This window comes from Burkholderia dolosa (genome assembly GCF_902499135.1).
GTDB lineage: Bacteria > Pseudomonadota > Gammaproteobacteria > Burkholderiales > Burkholderiaceae > Burkholderia > Burkholderia dolosa.
The window spans coordinates 19,630-42,966 of the sequence record NZ_CABVPR010000050.1; the positions used below are offsets into that span (position 1 = coordinate 19,630).

General features: G+C 67.9%; 22 protein-coding genes. 12 read left to right on the top strand and 10 right to left on the bottom strand.

Going from position 1 to position 23,337, the window contains the following annotated elements; all coding sequences use genetic code 11:
• The first annotated feature begins 92 nt into the window (after positions 1-92).
• From pdxY to BUB20358_RS20510, 3 genes are all read left to right on the top strand, one after another.
• Positions 93-953, top strand: a complete 861-nt coding sequence (pdxY, locus tag BUB20358_RS20500) for a pyridoxal kinase PdxY (RefSeq protein ID WP_006764747.1) — start codon at positions 93-95, stop codon at positions 951-953.
• Positions 954-1,211: 258 nt separating this feature from the next.
• Positions 1,212-3,353: a phosphocholine-specific phospholipase C gene (locus BUB20358_RS20505; RefSeq protein ID WP_035972739.1), complete on the top strand. Its 2,142-nt coding sequence runs from the start codon at positions 1,212-1,214 to the stop codon at positions 3,351-3,353.
• Positions 3,354-3,719: 366 nt separating this feature from the next.
• Positions 3,720-4,868, top strand: a complete 1,149-nt coding sequence (locus tag BUB20358_RS20510) for a branched-chain amino acid ABC transporter substrate-binding protein (RefSeq protein WP_006764750.1) — start codon at positions 3,720-3,722, stop codon at positions 4,866-4,868.
• A 225-nt stretch (positions 4,869-5,093) separates the two neighbouring features.
• Here the strand turns inward: BUB20358_RS20510 and BUB20358_RS20515 are convergent, their stop codons facing one another.
• Positions 5,094-5,855, bottom strand: coding sequence for a FadR/GntR family transcriptional regulator (locus BUB20358_RS20515; protein ID WP_035972741.1), 762 nt, complete (start codon positions 5,853-5,855; stop codon positions 5,094-5,096).
• Positions 5,856-6,275: 420 nt separating this feature from the next.
• Here BUB20358_RS20515 and gudD point away from each other — a divergent pair, with 420 nt between their 5' ends.
• Complete coding sequence (gene gudD / locus BUB20358_RS20520; protein WP_006764752.1) at positions 6,276-7,628, top strand: glucarate dehydratase; 1,353 nt, start codon at positions 6,276-6,278, stop codon at positions 7,626-7,628.
• A gap of 152 nt (positions 7,629-7,780) precedes the next feature.
• Here gudD and BUB20358_RS20525 read toward each other — a convergent pair whose 3' ends face one another.
• The 3 genes from BUB20358_RS20525 to BUB20358_RS20535 all read right to left on the bottom strand — a co-directional run bounded on the left by BUB20358_RS20525 (position 7,781) and on the right by BUB20358_RS20535 (position 10,396).
• On the bottom strand, positions 7,781-8,245 hold the full coding sequence (locus BUB20358_RS20525; RefSeq protein WP_006764753.1) for a DUF2214 family protein: 465 nt from the start codon (positions 8,243-8,245) through the stop codon (positions 7,781-7,783).
• Positions 8,246-8,282: 37 nt separating this feature from the next.
• On the bottom strand, positions 8,283-9,086 hold the full coding sequence (locus BUB20358_RS20530; RefSeq protein ID WP_006764754.1) for a hypothetical protein: 804 nt from the start codon (positions 9,084-9,086) through the stop codon (positions 8,283-8,285).
• Between the two features lie 245 nt (positions 9,087-9,331).
• Complete coding sequence (locus tag BUB20358_RS20535; protein ID WP_006764755.1) at positions 9,332-10,396, bottom strand: glycosyltransferase family 4 protein; 1,065 nt, start codon at positions 10,394-10,396, stop codon at positions 9,332-9,334.
• A gap of 568 nt (positions 10,397-10,964) precedes the next feature.
• Here BUB20358_RS20535 and BUB20358_RS20540 point away from each other — a divergent pair.
• A complete protein-coding gene (locus tag BUB20358_RS20540) occupies positions 10,965-12,797 on the top strand; it encodes an ABC transporter ATP-binding protein (RefSeq protein ID WP_035972743.1) in 1,833 nt (610 codons plus the stop codon).
• 208 nt (positions 12,798-13,005) lie between these two features.
• Here the strand turns inward: BUB20358_RS20540 and otsA are convergent, their stop codons facing one another.
• Together otsA and otsB are read right to left on the bottom strand one after the other, a co-directional pair.
• Positions 13,006-14,385: an alpha,alpha-trehalose-phosphate synthase (UDP-forming) gene (otsA, locus tag BUB20358_RS20545; RefSeq protein WP_006764757.1), complete on the bottom strand. Its 1,380-nt coding sequence runs from the start codon at positions 14,383-14,385 to the stop codon at positions 13,006-13,008.
• A complete protein-coding gene (gene otsB / locus BUB20358_RS20550) occupies positions 14,382-15,134 on the bottom strand; it encodes a trehalose-phosphatase (protein WP_006764758.1) in 753 nt (250 codons plus the stop codon). The genes otsA and otsB overlap by 4 nt, the downstream gene beginning before the upstream one ends.
• A 292-nt stretch (positions 15,135-15,426) precedes the next feature.
• Between otsB and BUB20358_RS20555 the strand changes: the two genes are divergently transcribed.
• From BUB20358_RS20555 to BUB20358_RS20565, 3 genes are read left to right on the top strand one after another with little or no spacing between them, the layout of a single operon-like run.
• Complete coding sequence (locus BUB20358_RS20555) at positions 15,427-16,062, top strand: SCO family protein (protein ID WP_035972744.1); 636 nt, start codon at positions 15,427-15,429, stop codon at positions 16,060-16,062.
• Between the two features lie 8 nt (positions 16,063-16,070).
• Positions 16,071-16,511 carry a copper chaperone PCu(A)C gene (locus tag BUB20358_RS20560; RefSeq protein ID WP_006764759.1) on the top strand — a complete coding sequence of 147 codons (441 nt, stop codon included), beginning with the start codon at positions 16,071-16,073 and terminating at the stop codon, positions 16,509-16,511.
• Positions 16,512-16,521: 10 nt separating this feature from the next.
• Entirely contained in the window at positions 16,522-17,391 is an 870-nt protein-coding gene (locus BUB20358_RS20565; protein ID WP_006764760.1) for a cytochrome c oxidase assembly protein, read from the top strand.
• A gap of 24 nt (positions 17,392-17,415) precedes the next feature.
• Here BUB20358_RS20565 and BUB20358_RS20570 read toward each other — a convergent pair whose 3' ends face one another.
• Positions 17,416-17,907, bottom strand: a complete 492-nt coding sequence (locus BUB20358_RS20570) for a GNAT family N-acetyltransferase (protein ID WP_035972745.1) — start codon at positions 17,905-17,907, stop codon at positions 17,416-17,418.
• A gap of 123 nt (positions 17,908-18,030) precedes the next feature.
• Positions 18,031-18,897: a pirin family protein gene (locus BUB20358_RS20575; protein ID WP_035973394.1), complete on the bottom strand. Its 867-nt coding sequence runs from the start codon at positions 18,895-18,897 to the stop codon at positions 18,031-18,033.
• Between the two features lie 109 nt (positions 18,898-19,006).
• Here BUB20358_RS20575 and BUB20358_RS20580 point away from each other — a divergent pair, with 109 nt between their 5' ends.
• Complete coding sequence (locus BUB20358_RS20580) at positions 19,007-19,924, top strand: LysR family transcriptional regulator (protein ID WP_006764762.1); 918 nt, start codon at positions 19,007-19,009, stop codon at positions 19,922-19,924.
• A 132-nt stretch (positions 19,925-20,056) separates the two neighbouring features.
• Positions 20,057-20,560 carry a GAF domain-containing protein gene (locus BUB20358_RS20585; protein ID WP_006764764.1) on the top strand — a complete coding sequence of 168 codons (504 nt, stop codon included), beginning with the start codon at positions 20,057-20,059 and terminating at the stop codon, positions 20,558-20,560.
• 172 nt (positions 20,561-20,732) lie between these two features.
• Here the strand turns inward: BUB20358_RS20585 and map are convergent, their stop codons facing one another.
• A complete protein-coding gene (gene map, locus BUB20358_RS20590) occupies positions 20,733-21,539 on the bottom strand; it encodes a type I methionyl aminopeptidase (RefSeq protein WP_035972746.1) in 807 nt (268 codons plus the stop codon).
• Positions 21,539-21,775 (bottom strand): ParD-like family protein, encoded by a 237-nt coding sequence (locus BUB20358_RS20595; protein WP_035972748.1) that lies wholly within the window; start codon positions 21,773-21,775, stop codon positions 21,539-21,541. Before BUB20358_RS20595 ends, map begins: the two co-directional genes overlap by 1 nt.
• 146 nt (positions 21,776-21,921) lie before the next feature.
• On the opposite strand from BUB20358_RS20595, the gene BUB20358_RS20600 reads away from it, so the two are divergent.
• Together BUB20358_RS20600 and BUB20358_RS20605 are read left to right on the top strand one after the other, a co-directional pair.
• Positions 21,922-22,545, top strand: coding sequence for a helix-turn-helix domain-containing protein (locus tag BUB20358_RS20600; RefSeq protein ID WP_035972750.1), 624 nt, complete (start codon positions 21,922-21,924; stop codon positions 22,543-22,545).
• A gap of 38 nt (positions 22,546-22,583) precedes the next feature.
• Complete coding sequence (locus BUB20358_RS20605; RefSeq protein WP_006764767.1) at positions 22,584-23,132, top strand: GNAT family N-acetyltransferase; 549 nt, start codon at positions 22,584-22,586, stop codon at positions 23,130-23,132.
• Positions 23,133-23,337 lie beyond the last annotated feature (205 nt).

Here is a 23,337-nt window from a genome sequence, read left to right on the forward strand (position 1 = left end):
CGCGCAACAGTCGGCCACCGCGCACCTTCCGCGCGCGCGACGAACTCGGGTATCGTGTGACGTGACCCTGAAACGCGTGCAGGCGAATTCCCATGAAAAACGTCCTCAGCATTCAGTCGCACGTCATCTACGGGCACGCCGGCAACAGCGCGGCCGTGTTCCCGATGCAGCGCCTCGGCGTCAACGTCTGGCCGCTCAATACCGTCCAGCTGTCGAACCACATGCAGTACGGCCATTGGGCCGGCAGCGCGATCGATGCCGCGAAGATGGAGCAGCTCGTCGACGGCATCGCCGCGATCGGCGCGCTCAAGCGCTGCGACGCGGTACTGTCCGGCTTCGTCGGCTCGCCGGCGCAGGCGCGCGCGACCGTCGACATCGTGCGCGCGGTGAAGGCGATGAATCCGAACGCGTGGTACTTCTGCGATCCGGCGATGGGTCAGACGGGCGGCGTGCGGCCCGAGCCCGGCGTCGAGGAATTCATCGTCCAGGAGATGCCGGCGCTCGCCGACGGAATGTCGCCGAATCATACCGAGCTGCAGAAGCTCGCCGGGCGCCGCATCGAGACGGTCGCCGAAGCCGTCGACGCGTGTCGCGCGCTGATCCGCCGCGGCCCGAAGATCGTCCTCGTCAAGCATCTGCACGACCGCAACAGCCCCGCCGACCGCTTCAACATGCTCGCCGTCACCGAAACCGAAGCGTGGATCGGCCAGCGCCCGCTGTATGCATTTCCGCGCCATCCGGTCGGCGTCGGCGACCTGACCAGCGCGATCTTCGTCGCGCGCAGGCTGCGCGGCGATTCGGTGCGCGCCGCGTTCGAGCACACGCTCGCGGCCGTGCACGCGGTCGTGAAGGCCACCTACGACGCGCGCCGCTACGAGCTCGAACTGATCGCCGCGCAGGATGAGATCGCGCGACCGAGCGAATGGTTCGGCGCGTGGGTGACCGACGTCTGACGCACCCGCGCAGCCGTCGCGCCGCGCGGGCCGCGTGTCGCAGCGGGCAGCGCGGCGCGTGCGCGCATGCGGCCACGGCCAGCGAACGCCCGCCGCCATACGGCTCGCATGCAAACGTTTCCGGCTTCACATGAATGACACCGAATCCCCGCTATGCTCGCCGCGGCTCGCCTTCGGTCGCGCGACGTGCGCGCGGCCCGGGCGCGCACCGCGCATGTCCCGCCAATCGGCTCCCCCCTTTTCCGCACGATAACGACCATGACCCGATCGAACCGTCGTGATTTCCTGCGCGTCGCCGCCGGCACCGCCGGCGCGGCCGCGCTGAACCTGTTTCCGCCCGTGATCCGCGATGCGCTCGCGATTCCCGCGAACCGCCGCACCGGCACGATCCGCGACATCGAACACATCGTGATCCTGATGCAGGAGAACCGCTCGTTCGACCATTACTTCGGCACGATGCGCGGCGTGCGCGGCTTCGGCGATCCGCGGCCGCTGCGTCTCGCGAACGGCAAGTCGGTCTTCCATCAGCCGGCCGGCGCGGCCGAGCTGCTGCCGTTCCATCCGGGCGCGGACAAGCTCGGCATGCAGTTCCTGCAGGATCTGCCGCACGGCTGGCAGGACATGCACGCCGCGTGGAACAAGGGCCGCTACGATCAGTGGGTGCCGAACAAGGGCACGACGACGATGGCGTACCTGAAACGCGACGACATCCCGTTCCACTACCAGCTCGCCGACGCGTTCACGATCTGCGACGCGTACCACTGCGCGATTCCGAGCTCGACCGATCCGAACCGCTACTACATGTGGACCGGCTACATCGGCAACGACGGCGTCGGCGGCGGCCCGGTGCTCGGCAACGAAGAAAAGGGCTACGGCTGGACGACCTATCCGGAAGTGCTCGAGCAGGCCGGCGTGTCGTGGAAGATCTACCAGGACGTCGGCACGGGACTCGACGCGAACGGCTCGTGGGGCTGGACGCAGAACCCGTACATCGGCAACTACGGCGACAACTCGCTGCTGTATTTCAACCAGTACCGCACCGCGCTGCCCGGCAGCCCGCTGTACGACAAGGCGCGCACCGGCACCAACGTCAGCGCGGGCGGCACGCTGTTCGACGTACTGCAGCAGGACGTGAAGAACGGCACGCTGCCGCAGGTATCGTGGATCTGCGCGCCCGAAGCGTACTCCGAGCACCCGAACTGGCCGGCCAACTACGGCGCGTGGTACATCGAGCAGGTGCTGAAGACGCTCGTGTCGAACCCGGACGTATGGAGCAAGACCGCGCTCTTCATCACGTACGACGAGAACGACGGCTTCTTCGATCACGTGCCGCCGCCGTTCGCGCCGCAGTCGCGCGAGAACGGGCTGTCGACGGTCGCGACGACCAACGAGGTGTTCGCCGGCGACGCGTCGCACATGGCCGGCCCGTACGGGCTCGGGCCGCGCGTGCCGATGCTCGTCGTGTCGCCGTGGACCAAGGGCGGCTGGGTCTGCTCGCAGACCTTCGATCACACGTCGCTGCTGCAATTCATCGAGGCGCGCTTCGGTGCGCAGTACGCGATCAACGCGGCCAACGTGTCGCCGTGGCGCCGTACGGTATGCGGCGACCTCACGTCCGCGTTCGACTTCGCGAACGCCGACGCCGGCTGGCCGAAGCTGCCCGACACGAGCGGCTACGCGCCGCCCGACCGCGATCGCCATCCGGACTACGTGCCGGTGCCGCCGCTCGTGCAGGCGCTGCCGAAACAGGAGCCCGGGCTGCGGCCGGCGCGCGCGCTGCCGTACGAGTTGTTCGTGCACGGCCGCGTCGAAGCCGCGAACGGCCAGTTCCGGCTCAGCTTCGCGAACACCGGCCGCGCGGGCGCGGCGTTCCAGGTGCAGTCGCGCAACCGTGCGGACGGCCCGTGGACGTATACGGTCGAGGCCGGCAAGCGGCTCGCCGACACGTGGAGCGCCGCGCCGTCGCTCGGGGTGTACGACCTCGACGTGTACGGCCCGAACGGCTTCTACTGCCATTTCCGCGGGTCGTTCGCGGCGGGCATCGGCGCGAATCCGAATCCGGAAGTGCTCTACGGCTACGACGTCGCGAACGGCAACATCACGCTGCGCCTGACGAACCGCGGCCACAAGGCCGTGCGCCTGACCGTGACGAACGCGTACGGGCACGGCCGCACGCGCACGTTCGACCTCGCGCCCGGCGAGCGCGTCGACGACTACTGGAACCTGCGCGGCAGCCACGGCTGGTACGACCTGACGGTCAGCGACGGCCGCCCGCTCGGCTTCCTGCGCCGCTTCGCGGGTCACGTCGAGACGGGCCGCCCGAGCACGAGCGATCCGCTGATTCGCACGAGCGCGTCGAGCGACGACGTGCAGGCCGCGTCCGACGCGCTGGCCGACTGACCGGCACGGCGGACGGCGCGGCTTTCACCGGGCCGCGCCGTCCGCCGTCGCCGATCTCCGACATCCCGCCCCCGTCGCGCTCGCGACGGGAATATCCCGATACCGGCTGCGCGCGCACACGCGGAAGCTATGCGGAAATCCGCATCGAATGCGCGGCAAATCTCCAAGACCCGCACATATCGGCGACCTATATATCGAGCGATCGGGGCTCCTCGCGGGGCCTGACGGGAGCTGCTTCCGAGGATCTTCACGCCGACCTCCCCGCCCGATTCCGAGAAGCGGTCGAACCGCCCGCCCGTCGCACGCGCCCGGCCCGTCCGGCTGCGTGCGCTACCCACCCGCTGATGTCGAACAAGAGGAACGAACATGAAACTTCGTCATTCCCTGCTGTCGGTGTCCATTGCCTCCGCACTTGCTCTCCTGTCGCAACCGGCCGCGCACGCGGCCGACACGACCGACGTGAAGGTCGGCTTCGCCGCGCCGCTGACGGGCGTGAACGCCGGCTACGGCAAGGACCTGCAGAACGGCGTTCAGCTCGCGCTCGACGACGCCGTCGCGCAGAAGGTGCAGATCGCCGGCAAGCCCGCGCGCTTCAACCTCGTCGTGCAGGACGACCAGGCCGACCCGCGCATCGGCGTGCAAGCCGCGCAGGCGCTCGTCGACCAGAACGTGTCGGTGGTGGTCGGCCACTTCAACTCGGGCACGACGATTCCGGCCTCGGTCGTCTACGACAAGGCCGGCATTCCGGTGATCGATCCGGCCGCGACCAACCCGACGCTGACGTCGCGCGGGCTCGCGAACATGTTCATGGTGATCGCGACCGACGGGCAGAATGCGGGCAACGCGGGCAAGTACGCGGTCGAGGTGACGAAGGCGAAGCGCATCGCGATCATCGACGACCGCACCGCGTTCGGCCAGGGCGAGGCCGACGAATTCGAAAAGGCGGTGAAAGCGGCCGGCGGCACGATCATCGGGCGCGAGTTCACAAGCAACCAGGCGGTGGACTTCCGCGCGCAGATCACGAGCCTGAAGGCGAAGAATCCGGACCTGATCTTCTTCGGCGGGCTCGACTCGCTCGCCGCGAACTTCATCAAGCAGATGCGGCAGCTCGGGCTGAACGCGCAGTTCGTCGGCGGCGGCGGCGTGAAGGACAACGAGTTCCTCAAGATCGCCGGCCCGGCGGCCGAAGGCGCGATGGCGTGGGAATACGGGCGGCCGCTCGACGAGCTGCCGCAGGGCAAGGATTTCGAGCAGCGCTTCAAGAAGCGCTTCGGCGTCGACGTGCTGTCGTATGCGCAATTCGGCTACGACGCGACGTGGGCCGCGATCAAGGCGATGCAGGCGGCCGGCTCGACCGATCCGAAGGTCTATCGTCCGGCGCTGAAGAAGATCGACTTCGAAGGGATCACCGGCCGCATTTCGTTCTCGAACGACGGCTCGCTGAAGAGCGGGATGTCGACGCTGTATCAGGTGAAGAACGGCGCGTGGAAGACGATCGTAACGAAGGGCGGCTGATCGGCTGCGCGATCGTGGCGGCCGGTAGCCCGCGGCGGGAACGCCGGCCGGCTCGCCGGCCGTTGCGGAACATTGCGGGGTTTTCCGCCCGCGCCGATCGATCGAAGTCCGGCGGGAACACGTCGTGTAGCCGCCGCGTCACGAAGCATTGAACTGGATCGGACCTCATACGACGACTGATATTTTGCGATCGCCGATGCGGCCGGGTCCGCGCACGCCTGCGCGTCAGCCTGCCTGCGTATCGCGTTCCGCTTCCGCCGCTTCGTGCGCGCGGCGCAGCCGTTCGCGGCTGTTCGTCAGGTGCGTGCGCATCGCGGCGCGCGCGGCCTCCGGATCGTGGCGCGCAATCGCCTCGTAGATGTCCTCGTGCTCGTGGTTCAGCCGGCCGACATAGCGCTCGAGATCGTCGCCGGCAAAGCGCGCCGAATTCACGCGCGTGCGCGGAATGATCGACGCGCCGAGCTGCGTCATGATGTCGACGAAATAACGGTTGCCGGTCGACTGCGCGATCTGCAGATGGAATTGATAGTCGAGCTGCGCGGTGTCGCGGCCGCCGCCGGAGCCGGTCGCGATCGCGTCGAGCGCGCGCCGCAGCGCGGCAAGATCCGCGTCGTTCGCGCGCTGCGCGGCCAGGCTCGCGCATTCGCTTTCGAGGCTGATCCGCAGTTCGAGCACCGCGAGCACGTCGCGCAGCGTCGTGATCGTCGCGGGATCGATGCCGAGCGGCTGGCGACGCGACGGCTCGAGCACGAAGCTGCCGATGCCGTGACGCGTCTCGATCAGGCCGCTCGCCTGCATCCGCGAGATCGCTTCGCGCACGACCGTGCGGCTGACGCCTTGCGCCGCCATGACTTCGGTTTCGGTCGGCAGCTTGTCGCCGGGACGCAGCGTGCCGTTTTCGATCTGCGCGGTCAGCGCGTCGACGACGTCTTGTGCGAGGCTGCGTGCGCGACGGCGCGGCACTGCGGGAAGCGTAGGCACGGACATGAGGCCGGTTCCTTTTTGAATGATCGTAATGTGAGCCGAGGGTTTACGCGGGGTTTGAGCGAAAGCCGATGTTTCATTATACTGCGTCACAAGTCATCCGATGACTGATGATCGCGAGACGGTTCTCCTGGACACACATGCACGCGGCCGAGCGCGTGGCGGTCTCCGTCGCCGTGATCGTCGACGTCCGCAGTCCAGCGTTCTGCCGGCGCGCGATGGTCGGTCGCTCGAAGCACGTTGTCGGCGTCTTCGCTGCGGACGCGCCATCGGCATCGAACCTGTCGCCCTACCCGCTGCGGGTTGCCGTCGACGCGCGGACAGTGCAAAGTCCGCACGTCGGTTGTCGAATGATCGCACCTCCTGCCGCGCGCGGCAAAGCTTTTGCCGCACGGCATCGCCCACACTTTTGCCATCGCCGCCATGAACGCCGTCACTGCCTCGCCTTCCCACGACACGCCGCGCATCGTCGACCTGCAAGCGATTCCGGTCGCCGGCCACGACAGCATGCTGCTCAATCTGAGCGGCGCGCACGGGCCGTTCTTCACCCGCAACCTCGTGATCCTGAAGGACAGCGCGGGACGCACGGGCGTCGGCGAAGTGCCGGGCGGCGAAAGCATCCGCCGCACGCTCGACGATGCGCGCGCACTTGTCGTCGGGCAGCCGGTCGGCAATTACCACGCGGTGCTCAACGACGTGCGCCGCACGTTCGCCGATCGCGACGCCAGCGGCCGCGGGCTGCAGACCTTCGACCTGCGCACGACGATCCACGCGGTGACCGCGCTCGAAGCGGCGCTGCTCGATCTGCTCGGCCAGCATCTGGGCGTCCCCGTTGCCGCGCTGCTCGGCGAAGGTCAGCAGCGCGAGCGCGTCGAGATGCTCGGCTACCTGTTCTATGTCGGCGACCGCACGAAGACCGCGCTGCCCTATCGCGACGGCCGCGACGCGACCGACGACTGGACGCGCGTGCGCGACGAGCCCGCGCTGACGCCGGACGCCGTCGTGCGCCTCGCGGAAGCTGCGCATGCGCGCTACGGCTTCAACGACTTCAAGCTGAAGGGCGGCGTATTCGAAGGTGCGCGCGAAGTCGACGCGGTGACGGCGCTCGCTGAGCGGTTCCCCGGCGCGCGCGTGACGCTCGACCCGAACGGCGCGTGGTCGCTCGACGAAGCGGTGCGGCTGTGCCGCGATCTGCACGATGTACTCGCGTACGCGGAAGATCCGTGCGGCGCCGAGAACGGCTACTCGGGCCGCGAAGTGATGGCGGAATTCCGCCGGGCGACCGGGCTGCCGACCGCGACCAACATGATTGCGACGGACTGGCGGCAAATGGGTCATGCGATCCAGCTGCATGCGGTCGACATCCCGCTCGCGGACCCGCACTTCTGGACGATGCAGGGCTCGGTGCGCGTCGCGCAGATGTGCCGCGACTGGGGGCTGACGTGGGGCTCGCATTCGAACAACCACTTCGACGTATCGCTCGCGATGTTCACGCACGTCGCCGCTGCGGCGCCGGGCCAGGTCACCGCGATCGACACGCACTGGATCTGGCAGGACGGCGAGCGGCTCACGCGCGAGCCGCTGAAGATCGAGAACGGGCTCGTCGACGTACCGAAGCGTCCGGGGCTCGGCATCGACATCGACATGGATGCGGTGGCGCGCGCACACGAGCTGTACAAGCAGCACGGGCTCGGTGCACGCGACGATGCGGCGGCGATGCAGTATCTGATTCCGGGCTGGAAATTCGACAACAAGCGTCCTTGCCTCGTGCGCTGAACTCGGGGTGCCGGGCGACGCGCGTGCGGGCGCGTCGCCGGACCGCGTGCGCGATGCGTGTATCGATACGGCGTGCGCGATACCGCACCTGCGCGGCTGATCGAAGCTTGCGCGGGATACGCGCTTCGACCGGCCGCATCCGGCCCTGCCGGCTATCCCGCGAGTCCGATCCCGCGCGCCATCCCCGACGCGGCAAACACGATGACGATCACGAGGACGGCCTGCCAATGGCCGATCCGCACATACGTAGGCGCGCGGCCGATATCGGGCATCCGCTGCTGCCGCGCGGCGATGCGCCAGCGGATCAACCCGACCATCGGCACGATCTCGAGCAGCAGGATCAGCACGAGCGCGGTCATCTTCGCGTGGAACAGCGGTTCGTGCAGATAATACGCGGTGCCCTTCTCGAAGCCGCCGAACGCACGTGCAACGCCGGTCGCGATCAGCACCAGTGCCGACAGTCCCCATACCGTATCGGCCCTGAATACGCCGCGGAGATCGACCGCCTGCGCGGATGCGGCGAGTCTGCGCAACGCGCGGTTGCGTGCGGCGATCGCCGCGAACGCGACGCCGAATGCGCTCAGGTGAATGGCGGCCAGCAGCCAACGGACGATCATCGAAGCCTCCTTGTCGCCCGCGCGTGCGCAGGCCGTGTCAGACGATCTGTTTGAGCGCCGCGTCGAGCGCGAGCACGGCGACGCGGTCGCCTTCGGTCGCGAGCGGCGCGCGCATCACGATTTGCCGGTTATGCCCGACGGCTGCCGGCGAATCCCACAGCAGTTCCACTTTCGGTCGCCGAAACAGGTTGCCGCGACGCGGCGGCACGGCCGCCGGCTGCCCGCGCGACGGCTCGCCGGCACCCGCTGCGGCGTGGCCGGGCCAGCGCACCGACAGCTCGCGCGCGTCGTACTGGCCGACCTTGCGGCTTTCCATCCAGACGATCGCGGTGCGCGTCAGCGTGTCGAGCGAGATCGCATAGCGGCCGACCGCGAAACGGCGCGCGGCCACGTTGGTCCGCCACAGCGGCCGCGGCCGGCAGATCCATACGATCGCCGCATAGAGGGTCGGCGCGGCGACGAGCCAGCCGTTGGTCGTCGTCACCGCATGCAGCACGCGGCGCCAGCCGGCCGCCCACGCGAACGCGCCGATCGACCACACCGCGAACAGGAAACCGATCAGCGCGAAGAAACGCAGCGCCTGGCGCAGCCACTGCGGCAGCGGATGGAACGGCCGCTCCGCACGCGCGGCGGCGCCCGGCAGCGCGAGCAGCAGAAAGATCAGCACGAGATAGACGAACGCCCACGGCGACGACACCATCGCGGACAACGACGCGCGATAGCCCATCTGCGACATCGAGAACAGCCAGCGCGCCAGCAGCACGAGACCGATCGCGCGCAACGCGAAGATCACGCCGGCGCCGGGAGCCGGCGCTGCGCGCGTGGTTTTCGTTCTCGCCAAGACTGCTCTCCTCTCGATGATCGTGCGGGGCCGGATTTCGCGGCACGGCCATTATAGGGACATTACCGTCTGGACAGACGGCAGCATGGTGTGCCGGACCGCTTCCCGGCCCGTTCACGGCGCCGGGCGCGGCGAGAATACAACAGATCGGCGCTGCAGATGCGACAACGCCCCGCTCGGAAACCCGGCGGGGCGTCGCTGGACGGGCCGCGGGCCGCAGCGCGGCCGCGGCACGCAGCTCGCAATCAGCTTGCGTTCACTTCGCGCAGCACCGTACGGCGCTTCTGGCGCAGCAGTTCCTCGTAAGCCTTCACGTAGTTCTGCGCCATCACCTTCGACGAGAAGCGTGCTTCGAACGCCGCACGCACCTTCTCGCGCGGCAGCGTGTCCAGACGCTTGAGCGCAGCGACGGCCGACAGTTCGTCTTCGACGACGAAGCCCGACACGCCGTTGTCGATCACTTCCGGCACCGAGCCGCGCTTGAACGCGATCACCGGCGTGCCGCATGCCATCGCTTCGATCATCACCAGGCCGAACGGCTCCGGCCAGTCGATCGGGAACAGCAGCGCATGCGCGTTGCCGAGGAATTCCGTCTTTTCGGCTTCGCTGATTTCGCCGATGTACTCGACGTGCGGCAGCGCGAACAGCGGCTTGATCTTCTCTTCGTAGTACGCGCGGTCGGCCTTGTCGAGCTTCGCGGCGATCTTGATCGGCAGACCGGCCTGCTCGGCGATACGGATTGCGGTGTCGACGCGCTTTTCCGGCGAAATGCGGCCGAGGAACGCGAGATAGCTCGGCTTCACGTTCGGGATCGGCTTCAGCAGGTTTTCCGGCAGCCCGTGATACACGGTCGACAGCCAGTTCGCCTGCGGCAGCGGGATGCGCTGGTTGTCGGAGATCGACACGACCGGCACGTCGCTGAATGCGTTGAAGATCGGCTGCAGTTCCGGCAGGTCGAGACGGCCGTGCATCGTCGTCAGATGCGGGACCGGCTGGCGCGAGAACAGCGAGAACGGGTAATAGTCGATATGGCAGTGCAGGACGTCGAACTCGTCCGCGCGGCGGCGCACCTGCTCGAGGAGCAGCATGTGCGGCGCCATCACGTCGCGGATCGTCGGGTCGAGGCGCAGCGCCTGCGGCCACACCGCTTCGAGTTTGGCCGAGGTCTGCGAATCGCCGCTCGCGAACAGCGTGACGTCATGCCCCATCTCGACGAGTGCTTCGGTGAGATAGGACACCACTCGTTCGGTACCGCCATAAAGCTTCGGGGGAACCGCTTCGTGCAATGGAGCGATTTGGGCGATTCGCATGCGTAACTCCTAAAAAATCGGCTAAAAACCAGGCATGGGGTCGGCAGCCTGCCGACGAACGGCGCGGCTGCGTGTCGTCCGATCATCGGACGAACCGGCCTGCCGCATACGTCGAACCGCGCTGGACAGGGAGCGCCGGCGACGCGACAGGCTTAGAACGTTTGAAACGAAGACCCGTTGACAGGGGTTCGTAAAAAAGACCTGGAATCGAACCCGAGCTGATTATCTAGGGTTTATCCCGATACGGGCCACACCATTTCAAACTCTTTACTTTGTTACAAAGGCGCAACACTTTGCAACGCGCGGACTCGGGCGTCCGTTCTAGAGTGGAAGGCCCTTCCGGCGTTCCAGTCTTCCTGCGGCGCTCGCGGCATCGAGATTGCGGTGCCCGCGACGCGGGACGGGATGCCGGATTTTATCCCAAAATCGATCGCGCGCCCCCGGCCGCCGCAAGTTTCGCGCAGCGCGAGGCGCGGCCTTGTTTACAATGCCGGATTAGCCAGTCCGAGCGAAGGTCGCCGCGCAGCCGGGCCGCCATGCTCACTCACCGAATCACCGCACGCATATTTTGGAATCTCTCACTCCAGCCCAGCGCAACGCCCACAACGCGAAACTGTCGAGCTACGCGCACCGGCCGCTCGCGTTCCTGTTCCGCTACATCCGCCTGCACCCCGTCGCGCACCTCGTCGTGCTGTTCAGCGTGCTGGCTGCCGTCGGCTGCGCACTCGGTTCGCAATATGCAATCAAGCATCTGATCGACGTGCTGGCGACCGGGCGTCATCATCCGGGCCCGCTGTGGAGCGCGTTCGCGCTGCTCGTCGGGCTCATCGCGGCCGACAACCTGCTGTGGCGCGTCGGCGGCTGGGTTGCCGCGCACGCGTTCGTCGCGGTCACCGGCGACCTGCGGCGCGACCTGTTCCAGTACCTGATCGGCCATTCGCCGACGTATTACGCGGAAAAGCAGCCGGGCACGCTCGCGAGCCGCATCACCGCGACGTCGAACGCCGTCTATACGTCCGAGAACACGATGGCGTGGAACGTGCTGCCGCCGTGCATCGCGGTGATGGGCGCGATTCTGATGATCATCGTCGTGAACCCGCTGATGGCGGCCGGCCTGCTCGGCTGCTCGGCGGTGCTCGCGATCGTGCTGTTCAAGCTCGCGGGCCGCGGCTCCGCCCGCCATCATGCGTTCGCGGCGAAGGCGGCGGCCGTCGACGGCGAACTCGTCGACGTGATCGGCAACATGGGGCTCGTGCGCGCGTTCGGGATGACGCTGCGCGAGCAGAAGCGCTTCAGCGCGACCGTGAAGGCCGAGATGGACGCGCGCCAGCAGAGCCTGCTGTATCTCGAGAAGCTGCGCCTGCTGCACGCGGTGATCACCGCGATGCTGTCCGCCGGCCTGCTCGGCTGGGCGCTGTGGCTGTGGGACCAGGGTCGCGCGACATCGGGCGACATCGTGCTCGTCAGCTCGCTCGGCTTCACGATCCTGCACGGCACGCGCGATCTCGCGGTCGCGCTCGTCGACGTCACGCAGCACATCGCGCGGCTGTCCGAGGCCGTGAAGACGCTGCTCGAGCCGCACGGGATGCCGGACCGCTCCGACGCGGTGCCGCTGGCGGCGAAGGGCGGACGCGTCGACTTCGAACGCGTGACGTTCGCGTATCCGCACCGCCGGCCGATCCTCGACCATTTCGATCTTCATATCGAACCGGGCCAGCGCGTCGGCCTGATCGGCAAGTCGGGCGCCGGCAAGTCGACCGTGCTCGCGCTGCTGCAGCGCTTCTACGATACGCAGGAAGGCGCGGTGAAGGTCGACGGCCAGGACGTGAAGACGATCACGCAGGACAGCCTGCGCCAGGCGATCGCGCTCGTGCCGCAGGACATCTCGCTGCTGCACCGGACGATCTACGACAACATCGCGTACGGCCGTCCGGACGCGACGCGCGACGAAGTGCTCGCCGCCGCGCGCGATGCGCGCTGCGCGGAGTTCATCGAAGCGATGCCGGAAGGCTACGACACGATCGTCGGCGACCGCGGCGTCAAGCTGTCCGGCGGACAGCGTCAGCGCATCGCGATCGCGCGCGCGATCCTGAAGGACGCGCCGATCCTGCTGCTCGACGAAGCGACGTCGGCGCTCGACAGCGCGTCCGAAGAAGCGATCCAGAGCGCGCTCGACCGGCTGATGATCGGCCGCACGGTGATCGCGATCGCGCACCGGCTGTCGACGCTGCGCAATTTCGACCGGATCATCGTGATGAGCAACGGCAAGGTGATCGACGACGGCTCGCCCGAGGTGCTGCGCAACCGCCCGGGCCTGTACCGCGATCTGCTCGCGAAGCAGCAGGGCCGCCATCACGTCGCGCCGGACGGCGCCGCGCCGACCGGCGAACGCGTCGCCTGACGCGCATACGCGCGACGTGCGTAGAAAAGGCGCGGTGCGTAATGCACCGCGCCTTTTTCATTGTGGGCTTCCGAGCGCCGGCATCGGACGCGATCGCGATCGCGACGCACCTGCCGACGGATGCACGAAAGCACGTCCGCAGCCCGCTCTTAACCGCTCTTAGTGGCCGCGCCGGCACGCAGCATCGGTCGCGGCCCGGTGTCGCGCATCAACTGCGCTGCAAATCGCGCAGGAAGTTATCGCGCCACACCGACACGTTGTTCTCGCGCAGCTGCGCGATCATGTCGGCATAACGCGCGCGCCGCTCGGCGAGCGGCATCGTCAACGCCTGCGCCAGCGCATCGGCCATCCCGTCGATGTCGATCGGATTGACGATCAGCGCGCCGTTCAGCTCGCGCGCGGCGCCCGCGAAACGCGACAGCACCAGCACGCCCGGATCGTCCGGATTCTGCGCGGACACGTATTCCTTCGCGACCAGATTCATCCCGTCGCGCAGCGGCGTCACGAAACCCACACGCGCGAGCCGGTACAGCGCGGCGAGCAGCTGGCGATCGTACTGGCGGTGAATGTAGAGGATCGGCGCCCAGTCGAGCTCCGCATAGCGTCCGTTGATGCGCCCCGACTCCGCTTCGAGCTGCAGCCGAATGTCCTGGTATGCGCGCAGATCCGCGCGCGTCGACGGCGCGATCTGCAGGAACGACACGCGGTTGCGGAACGACGCCTGATGTTCGAGCAGCTTCTCGAATGCGCGGAACCGTTCGACGAGCCCCTTCGAATAATCGAGCCGGTCGACGCTCATGATCAGCTGACGCCCATGCAGCGACGTGGCGAGCGTGCGCACCGCCTTGCCATGCTGGCCCGCTTCCGCGAGCGACGCGATTTCGTCCGGATACACGCCGATCGGATACGCAGCCGCGCGCAGCGTCTTGCCGAACGCGCTCACGTGCACCGTGCCGCCGTCGCGCACGACGCCGCCGCCGGCCTCGAACTCGACGTAGTCGCAGAACGCGCGCAAGTCCGGCTCGGTCTGAAACCCGAGCAGGTCGAACGCGCACAGCGACTCGACGAGCTCGCGATGCGGCGGCACGTTCACGAGCACCTGCGCGGCGGGAAACGGGATATGCAGGAAGAAGCCGATCCGGTTCTTCACGCCGGCCGCACGCAGCGCGCGCGCGAACGGGATCAGGTGATAGTCGTGCACCCAGATCACGTCGTCGTCCTGCAGCAGCGGCACGAGCTGCTGCGCGAGCCACACGTTCACGCGGCTGTAGCCGTCGAATTCGTGCCGGTCGTACTGGATCAGGTCCGCGCGGTAGTGGAACGCGGGCCACAGCGTCGCGTTCGAGAAGCCGCGGTAATACTGGTCGTAATCGCGCCGCGACAGGCCGATCGTCGCGAACGTCACCGGCCCGCGCTCCTCGATGCGGATCTGCGGCGCGCCGGCCGCAACGACTTCGCCGCTCCAGCCGAACCACATGCCGCCCGTCTCCTTCAGCGCATCGTAGACGCCGATCGCGAGACCGCCCGCCGCCGGTTCGCCTTCCGAGATCGGTGCGACCCGGTTCGAAACGATGATGAGCCGGCTCATGCGCCCGGCTGCCCTGCGCCGAGCCAACGCGCGATCTGCTGATGCAGCGCGTCCACCGAGTCGAGCCGCATGCGCGCCGACGTCTCGCCCGCGCCGATCTTGATCGACAGGCCGCCGCGCGCGTTGACGACCGCGAAGCCCTTCTCGTCGGTCAGATCGTCGCCCGCGAACAGCGGCACGCGGCCGGCGAACGGCGGCTCGTCGAGGAACGCGGCGAGCGCGCGCCCCTTGTCGACGCCCTTCGGCTTGATCTCGAACACCATCTTGCCGGGCTGCAGTACGTACGCGTCCGCGTACTCGGCGACGAGACGCTCGGCCGCCTCGCGAGCCGCGGCCTCGCGCTCCGGCGCATTGCGGTAGTGCAGCGCGACCGCTGCCCCCTTGATCTCGAGCAGCATGCCCGGATGACGATCGACGACGGCGGCGAGTTCGCGCTCGATGCGCAGCAGCCGTTCGTCGTTGAAACCGATGCGCTGCACGTCGCCGTTCGCGTCGCGGCGCTCCGCGCCGTGCAGACCGGCGACCGGCAGGTCGTGCATCTTCAGGAACGTGTCGATGTTGTCGATGCCGCGCCCGGACACGATCGCGACCGCGCCGTGCGAGCGGCGCCGCAACGCGTCGAGCAGCGCGAGCAGCGACGGCGGAACGTCGATGCTGTCGGGTGTCGGCGCCAGCTCGACGAGCGTGCCGTCGAAGTCGAAGAAGAACGCGGTATCGGTCAACGAGAGGGAAGCCGGGACGGATTGCATCGATTCGATCGTGTGAGGGACGGGCCGCGAAGGCAGGGCCGCGGCGGTGCGAATGGAATTGTGCGCATCTTACCGCGCCTGCGCTTCGCGATGGGCGAAACCGGCCGAAACCGGCTCGCCGCACGCATCGTGCCGCGATGCGCGCGAACTGCGACATATTGCCCCGTCGACCCGCGCCGTACGGGTTTCGAAAGGACGCGGGCGCGCGAATTGCGCTACAGTCGCAACCGCCGGCCGCGCGGCAGATGGCGCCGCGCCGGCCGGCGACCGTTTCGTCCGATCGAGCCCCAGGATGCCGTCTGCCCGTCCCGCGCCGCACCGGCGCTTCGTCCGCTTCATCCGCACGGCCGCGACGCTCGCCGCCGTCGTCGCGCTGGCCGCGTGCACGCGCGACGAACCGCGCTGGCACCTGACCGACGTGACCGGCCACCTGCCGGACCTGTCGTTCACGCTGACGGGCGGCGACGGTCGGCCGGTCGACGCGCGCGCGTTCCGCGGCCAGGTCGCGCTCGTCTACTTCGGCTACACGCATTGTCCGGACGTGTGCCCGGAAACGATGGCGCGGCTGATGGAAGTCCTCGCGAAACTCGGCCCGCAGGCAAACGACGTGCGCATCCTGTTCGTGTCCGTCGATCCCGCACGCGACACGCCGCAGGCGATGCAGTCGTACGTCGATGCATTCGACGCCGCGCACGCGCGCGGCCTGACCGGCACCGAGCGCCAGATCGAATCGCTCGCGAAACGCTATCGCGTCGCATATCAAATGGAAAAGCGCGATCCGTCCGGCGGCTACGAAGTCACGCACAGCTCGGCCGTCTACATCTTCGATGCGAACGGCCGTGCGCGGTTGCTCGCGACCGACCGCGATTCGCCCGACGCCATCGCCACCGATGTGCGCCGGATCATCGACACCCGTCCCACTACCTGATTTCCGACATGAAGACGACACTGAAGACGTTCGCCCTCCTCGCCGCACTGTGCGCCGGCGCTCCCGTCTACGCGGCCGGCGCGATCACCGCGCAGAATGCGTGGGTGCGCTGGCTGCCGAACAAGCTGCCCGCGGGCGGCTATGTGACGCTCGTGAACGCTGGCGACAAGCCGGTCGATCTCGTCGACGTCGACAGTCCCGATTACGGAATGGCGATGCTGCACCAGACCGTCTCGAACGGCTCGACGCAGAAGATGGAGATGGTCGACAAGCTGACCATTCCCGCGCGCGGCAAGGTCGACATCGCGCCGGGCGGCTATCACTTCATGCTCGAAGAGCCGAAGCACGCGATCAAGCCGGGCGACACCGTGCATCTGCGGCTCAAGTTCTCCGACGGCGAAACGGTCGATGCGCCGTTCGCCGTGAAGTCGCCCGCGCAGGCGAAGTAATGCACGCGCGATGAACGTCCTGTACTGGCTCGAGCCGTGGGAACCGTCGCCGACGGTCGTCGTCGCGGTGCTCGCGGCCGCCGTGCTGTTCGCGCGCGGCGTGAAGAAGGCGAAGGTGTCGCCGCTGCGGCAATTCTCGTTCTGGTTCGGGCTGACTGCGCTGTACGTCGCGCTGCACACGCGGCTCGACTACTTCTTCGAGCACGAGTTCTTCATGCACCGCGCGCAGCATCTCGTGCTCCATCATCTCGGGCCGTTCTTCATCGCGCTTGCGTACCCGGGCGCCGCGATCCGCGCGGGCATCCCGTTTCGCTGGCGGCAGCGCTTCGTGCGCCCCGCGCTCGCGTGGGCGCCGCTGCGCGCGACGCTCGACGTCGTGTTTCATCCGGTCGTCGCGGTCGTGCTGTTCGTCGGGCTCATCTACTTCTGGCTGCTGTCGCCGATCCACTTCGTCGCGATGCTCGACTGGCGGCTGTACCGCGTGATGAACTGGAGCATGGTGATCGACGGGCTGCTGTTCTGGTGGCTCGTCGTCGATCCGCGTCCGGCGCCGCCCGCGCGGCTGTCGCCGGGCCGGCGGATCCTGATCGTCGTCGCCGCGATTCCACCGCAGATCGCGCTCGGCGCGCTGATCTTCTTCACGCCGCACGAGCTGTATCCGATCTACTCGATCTGCGGCCGCGCGTTTACGTGGCTGAGCCCGCTGCGCGATCAGCAGATCGGCGGGCTGCTGCTGTGGATCCCCGGTTCGATGATGAGCGTGATCGGCGCGCTGATCGCGCTGCGGCACTGGCTGCGGCTGTCCGCGCGCGGGCGGCTGGCCGGCGAGCGGGCCGCGAAGCGCGGTGCCGACGCGGCGCTCGCACATACCGCGCGCTGAACGCGCCGCATCCGGCGTCGCGCGTCACGCGCGCTCGCTGCTCATCCAAACATGCGGAATGCCGTCCTCGTCGTGCACGTCCGAACTCGGCGTGAAGCCGAACGCGCCGTAAAAGCGCTGCAGATGCGCCTGCGCATGCAGGCTCACGCGCGTGTCGGGCCATTGCGCGCGAATGTGCTCGAGCGCACGCGACAGCAGCGCATTGCCGAGGCCGGCGCCACGGAACGCGGCGGTCGTCAGCACGCGGCCGATCCGCACGTCGGGATGCTGCGCGTCGGGCAGCAGCACGCGCAGATAGCCGGCCAGCCGGCCGGCGCGGTCGTATGCGGCCAGATGCCATGCGTGTTGATCGGCATCGTCGATGTCGCGATACACGCAGTTCTGCTCGACGACGAACACGGCGCTGCGCGCTTCGAGGATCGAGTAGATTTCACGCGCGCTCAGCGCGTCGAAAGGTTTCCAGCGCCATTCGAGATCGGCGGCGCCCGGCGATGCGGCGGGGACGGAAGCGTTCATGTGCGGTCCTGATTCGGGCACGCCGGCCGGCGCGCGACAGCCGACGATTATGCCCCGAAGCGCGCGCGGCGCGCGAGCCGACGCCGCATGCGAAAAGGCCCCGCATTGCGCGGGGCCTGTCCGTCACGCCGGCATCCGTCCGAAGCGGCCGCTGTTGAAGTCGTCGATCGCGGCGCGGATCTCCGCTTGCGAGTTCATCACGAACGGGCCGTAGCCGACGATCGGCTCGTCGATCGGCTCGCCGCTCAGGATCAGCAGCTTCGCGTCGCCGTTCGCTTCGATCTCGACGTCGCGCCCGTCGCGGCTCAGCTGCACGAACTGCGCGTCGCGGGCGATCGTCTCGCCGTTCACGAGCACCGTGCCGTTCAGCACGACGACCGCCAGCGTCCGCCCTTCCGCGACCGGAAACCGCGCATGGCCGCCCGCGACGAGCCGCACGTCCCACACGTCGATCGGCGTGTGCGTGCGCGCCGGGCCGCGCCGCCCGTCGAGCTCGCCCGCGATGATCCGCGCGCGGCCCGCGCCGTCCGGCAGTTCGACCACCGGAATGTCGGCGTTCAGCAGCGTCTGGTAGCCGGGCTCGCCCATCTTGTCGGCGGCCGGCAGGTTCACCCACAGCTGCACCATTTCGAGCGGCCCGCCGCGCTTCGTGAACGCTTCCGAGTGGAATTCCTCGTGCAGAATCCCGCTTGCGGCCGTCATCCACTGAACGTCGCCGGGGCCGATCACGCCGCCCGCGCCGGTCGAATCGCGGTGTGCGACCTCGCCGTCATAGACGATCGTCACCGTTTCGAACCCGCGATGCGGGTGCTGGCCCACGCCGCGCGGCGCCGATGCCGGCTCGAACGTCGCCGGGCCCGCGTAGTCGAGCAGCAGGAACGGGCTCAGATGCGCGCCGTGCGACTGGTAGCTGAACATCGAACGCACCGGGAAACCGTCGCCGACCCAATGCCCGCGCGGCGCACTGTACACACCGTGAATCTTCTTCATCGCCTTCTCCGAATTGCGGCGAAACGCGTGTTTCGCATCCTGGATAGCAATATAGAGATGGAACGAACCGTCCGGTAGACTGCGGAAATCGCACTCAGCGTTCCATTTCATGAACGATAAAGAGCGGGATCTGAACGATCTCTACTACTTCGTGCAGGTCGTCGAACACGGCGGCTTCGCACCGGCCGGGCGCGCGCTGAACATGCCGAAATCGAAGCTGAGCCGCCGCATCGCGCTGCTCGAGGCGCGACTCGGGATGCGGCTGATCCAGCGTTCGACGCGCCGCTTCACGGTCACCGATGTCGGGCAGACCTATTACGCGCACTGCCGCGCGATGCTCGTCGAGGCCGACGCCGCCGACGAGGCCGTCGCGTTGATGCACGAGGAGCCGCGCGGGATCGTACGCGTCAGTTGCCCGATCGTGCTGCTCGACTCGCTGGTCGGCGCGATGATCGCCGCGTTCATGGCCGCGTGCCCGCGCGTCGAGATCCATCTGGAAGCGACGAACCGGCGTGTCGACGTGGTCGGCGAAGGGATCGACGTCGCGCTGCGCGTGCGCCCGCCGCCACTCGAGGACAGCGACCTCGCGCTGCGCGTGCTCGCCGAGCGCGGCCAATGCCTGGTCGCGAGCCCGGCGCTGCTGCGCGAGCACGGCGTGCCCGTCGTGCCGGCCGATCTCGTACGTCTGCCGAGCCTCGATCACGGCATGCCGCAGGCCGCGCACGTGTGGCGGCTGCGCGGTCCGGACGGCGCACAGGCCGAAATTCACCATCAGCCGCGCCTCGTGACCGGCGGGATGCTCGCGCTGCGCGCGGCGGCAATCGCGGGCGTCGGCGTCGTGCAGCTGCCGACGATGATGGTGCGCGACGAGATCGCACGCGGCGAACTGACGACCGTGCTGCCGGACTGGGCGCCGCGCCGCGAGATCGTGCACGCGGTGTTCGCATCGCGACGCGGTCTGCTGCCCGCGGTGCGGGCGCTGCTCGATTTTCTCGCCGAGCGGTTTGCCGAACTCGAACCCGATTGAGCGCATCGCCGCCGTTTTCGCATGCATCGCATTCGGCGCGACGGGTGCGGTCGTACGCTGCAGAGCGAACGCGCGTGCCGTAGACTTCGGTACGCGCGTCGCGCGTTCTCACAACCTTCACGCTTTCCAGCCATGTTCATGCTGTCCAACGCACCACACGCCTCCAAGGCCGACCATTACGCGACGCTCGTCGAGCAGGCGCGCTCGCTCGTCGAGTCCGAACGCGACCTGATCGCGAACGCCGCGAATTTCTCGTCGCTCGTCTTCCACTCGCTCGACCGCCTGAACTGGGCCGGCTTCTATTTCTTCGACGGCACGGAGCTCGTCGTCGGACCGTTCCAGGGCAAGCCCGCATGCGTGCGGATCGCGCTCGGCAAAGGCGTGTGCGGGACGGCCGCACAGACGCGTGCAACGCAGGTCGTGCGCGACGTGCACGAATTCCCCGGTCACATCGCGTGCGACGCGGCGTCGGAGTCGGAGATCGTCGTGCCGCTGATCGCGGACGACGGCACGCTGATCGGCGTGTGGGATGTCGACAGTCCCGTCGCCGCGCGTTTCGACGACGAGGACCGGCAAGGGATGGAAGCGCTGTGTCGCGTGTTCGTCGGACACGCGTGGCAGAAGGCACGCGGGTGAGCTGCTGTAACCGGTAGCGCCGCCGCGAGCGGTGGTGCGGCCGCGGTTCGCGGTTGCGCGGATCTCGCGTGCAAAGGAAGCGAAGCGCCGGCACGGCTGTCGATTGCACGCGCCGGGCACGCGCCGGCTGCGCTGCCCGATACGGCGAACCGCGATACGGCTCGCGCTGCCGTCAGGCCGCGTGCGCGCCGGACAGCACGGCGAACGGCTGCGGCTTCACGTCGTCGGTCAGCACGTCGACGCCCTGCTCCGTCACCACGACCATGTGCTCCCATTGCGCGGACAGCGAACGGTCCTTCGTCACCACCGTCCAGCCGTCCGCCAGCACGTGCGTGTCGCGCTTGCCCGCGTTGAGCATCGGCTCGATCGTGAAGATCATCCCCGGCCGCAGCGGCACGCCGGTGCCCGGCCGGCCATAGTGCAGTACCTGCGGCTCGTCGTGGTAGATGTCGCCGATCCCGTGCCCGCAATATTCGCGCACCACGCTGAAGCCTTCGCGATGTGCGACCTGCTGGATCGCATAGCCGACGTCGCCGAGCGTCGCGCCGGGGCGAACCGCACGAATGCCCGCGTGCATCGCCTCGTAGGTCGTCGCGACGAGGCGCCGCGCGAGCTCGGCCGGCTCGCCGACGAAGTACATGCGGCTCGTGTCGCCGAACCAGCCGTCCTTGATCACGGCGACGTCGAGATTGACGATGTCGCCGTCGCGCAGCGGCCGCGACGACGGGATGCCGTGACAGACCACGTGATTGACCGACGCGCACAGCGTCTTCGGATAGCCGTGGTAGCCGATGTTCGCCGGGATCGCGCCGAGCGCGTCGACGATGTAGTCGCGGCAGCGCGCGTCCAGTTCGTCGGTGGTAACGCCGGGCTTCACGTGCTCGGCGATCATCGTCAGTACCTGCGACGCGAGCTTCGCTGCGTCGCGCGACTTCGCGATTTCTTCGTCGTTCCGGATCGGGATTCCGCGCTTCGCCATTACGCCACCTGCTCGATGCCGTGCGTGGCCGACTGGGTCGGGCTCAAGTCCTCGCCGCGCGCTTCGGCTTCGATCAGCATCCGGCAGATGTCGCCGTAGGACAGCGACGGATTCAACTCCGCCAGCATCCCGACGCGCAGCCAGTGCTCGGCCTGCGCGTTGATCGAACGGCTGAGCGCCGTGCTCGTCGAGCGCAGCCGCTCGTGCATGTTCTCCGAAATCTTGATGATTCCCATATGCCACCAATTAAACGAAATGTAGTCGTTTCGTATACTACACATCGGGATGTGCGGCAGCAAGCGCTGGCGTGCGATCGGCAAAGAGAGCCGCTCGGCCTGCGTCGTTGACAGCAAATTCCAGCTTGCTGGAAAATGCGTTCATTATGCAAGAGGAAACGACACCTCCCGGCGGCGACGCAAGCATCAACGAGCGCATTGCGCGCCGCGTGCGCGACTTGCGGGCAACCCGGGGCTACACGCTCGACGCGTTGGCCGCACGCTCGGGCGTCAGCCGCTCGATGATCTCGCTCGTCGAGCGCGCGTCGGCCAGTCCGACCGCGGTCGTGCTGGACAAGCTCGCGGCAGGCCTCGGCGTGTCGCTGGCCGCGCTGTTCAGTGGCGATCGCAACGACACGCCGACGCTGCCGCTTGTCCGTCGCGCGGAACAGGCCGAGTGGCGCGATCCGGCGTCCGGCTACGTGCGGCGCAATCTGTCGCCGCCCGGCTGGCCGTCGCCGATTCAGCTGGTCGAAGTCGATTTCCCGCCGGGCGCGCGCGTCGCATACGACACGGGCGGCCGCGACAGCGTGATGCATCAGCAAGTGTGGGTGATCCGCGGGCGCATCGACGTCACGTGCGGCAGCGAACTTCACGAACTTCGCGAAGGCGACTGTCTGGCCATGCGGCTCGATGCGCCGCTGATCTTCAGCAATCCGTCGTCGCACTCGGCGCGCTACGTCGTCGCGATCTGCGATGCGGCGGCCGCGGTCGGCGTACGCATCGTGTGATGCGCGCACGATGCCGCTCGAACTCCAAAGGAGCCTCCATGAATTCCCCGAAACCACGCGACGACGTCCGCCTGATCGATTGCAGCGAAGCCGAGCATGCGTCGGCCATCCTCGAGATCCTGAACGACGCGATCGTGAATTCGACCGCGCTGTACGACTACCGGCCGCGCCCGCCCGAAGCGATGGCCGCCTGGTTCGCGACGAAGCGCGCAGGCGGCTTTCCGGTGATCGGCGCAGTCGACGCAGCGGACACGCTGCTCGGCTTCGCGAGCTGGGGCACGTTCCGCGCGTTCCCTGCGTTCAAGTACACGGTCGAACACAGCGTCTATGTGCATCGCGACCATCGCGGCCGCGGGCTCGGCGAGCTGCTGCTGCGTGAACTGATCCGACGTGCGCGGGATGCCGATGTGCATGTGCTCGTCGGCTGCATCGACGCGACCAACGCGGGCAGCATCGCGCTGCATACGCGGCTCGGGTTCGTGCATTCGGGCACGGTAGCGGAAGCCGGATTCAAGTTTGGCCGATGGCTCGATGCGGCGTTTTATCAGCTCAGACTCGACACCCCGATGCAGCCGGTGGACGGCTGACGCGATGCCGTTGCGCCACGCGGTTGCGTGCGCAACGGCATCGCGCGCGACACGCATACGCGTCGACACAAAAGAAAAGCCCCGCCGAAGCGGGGCTTTTTCTGGAGGCGCGAGCCGGAGGCGAACCGGCCGGGCCTATCCGTGATTTCGTGGGCGGGGCATATCATGAGGTGTAAAAGTCATGGATATGCCAATGAAGAAGAAA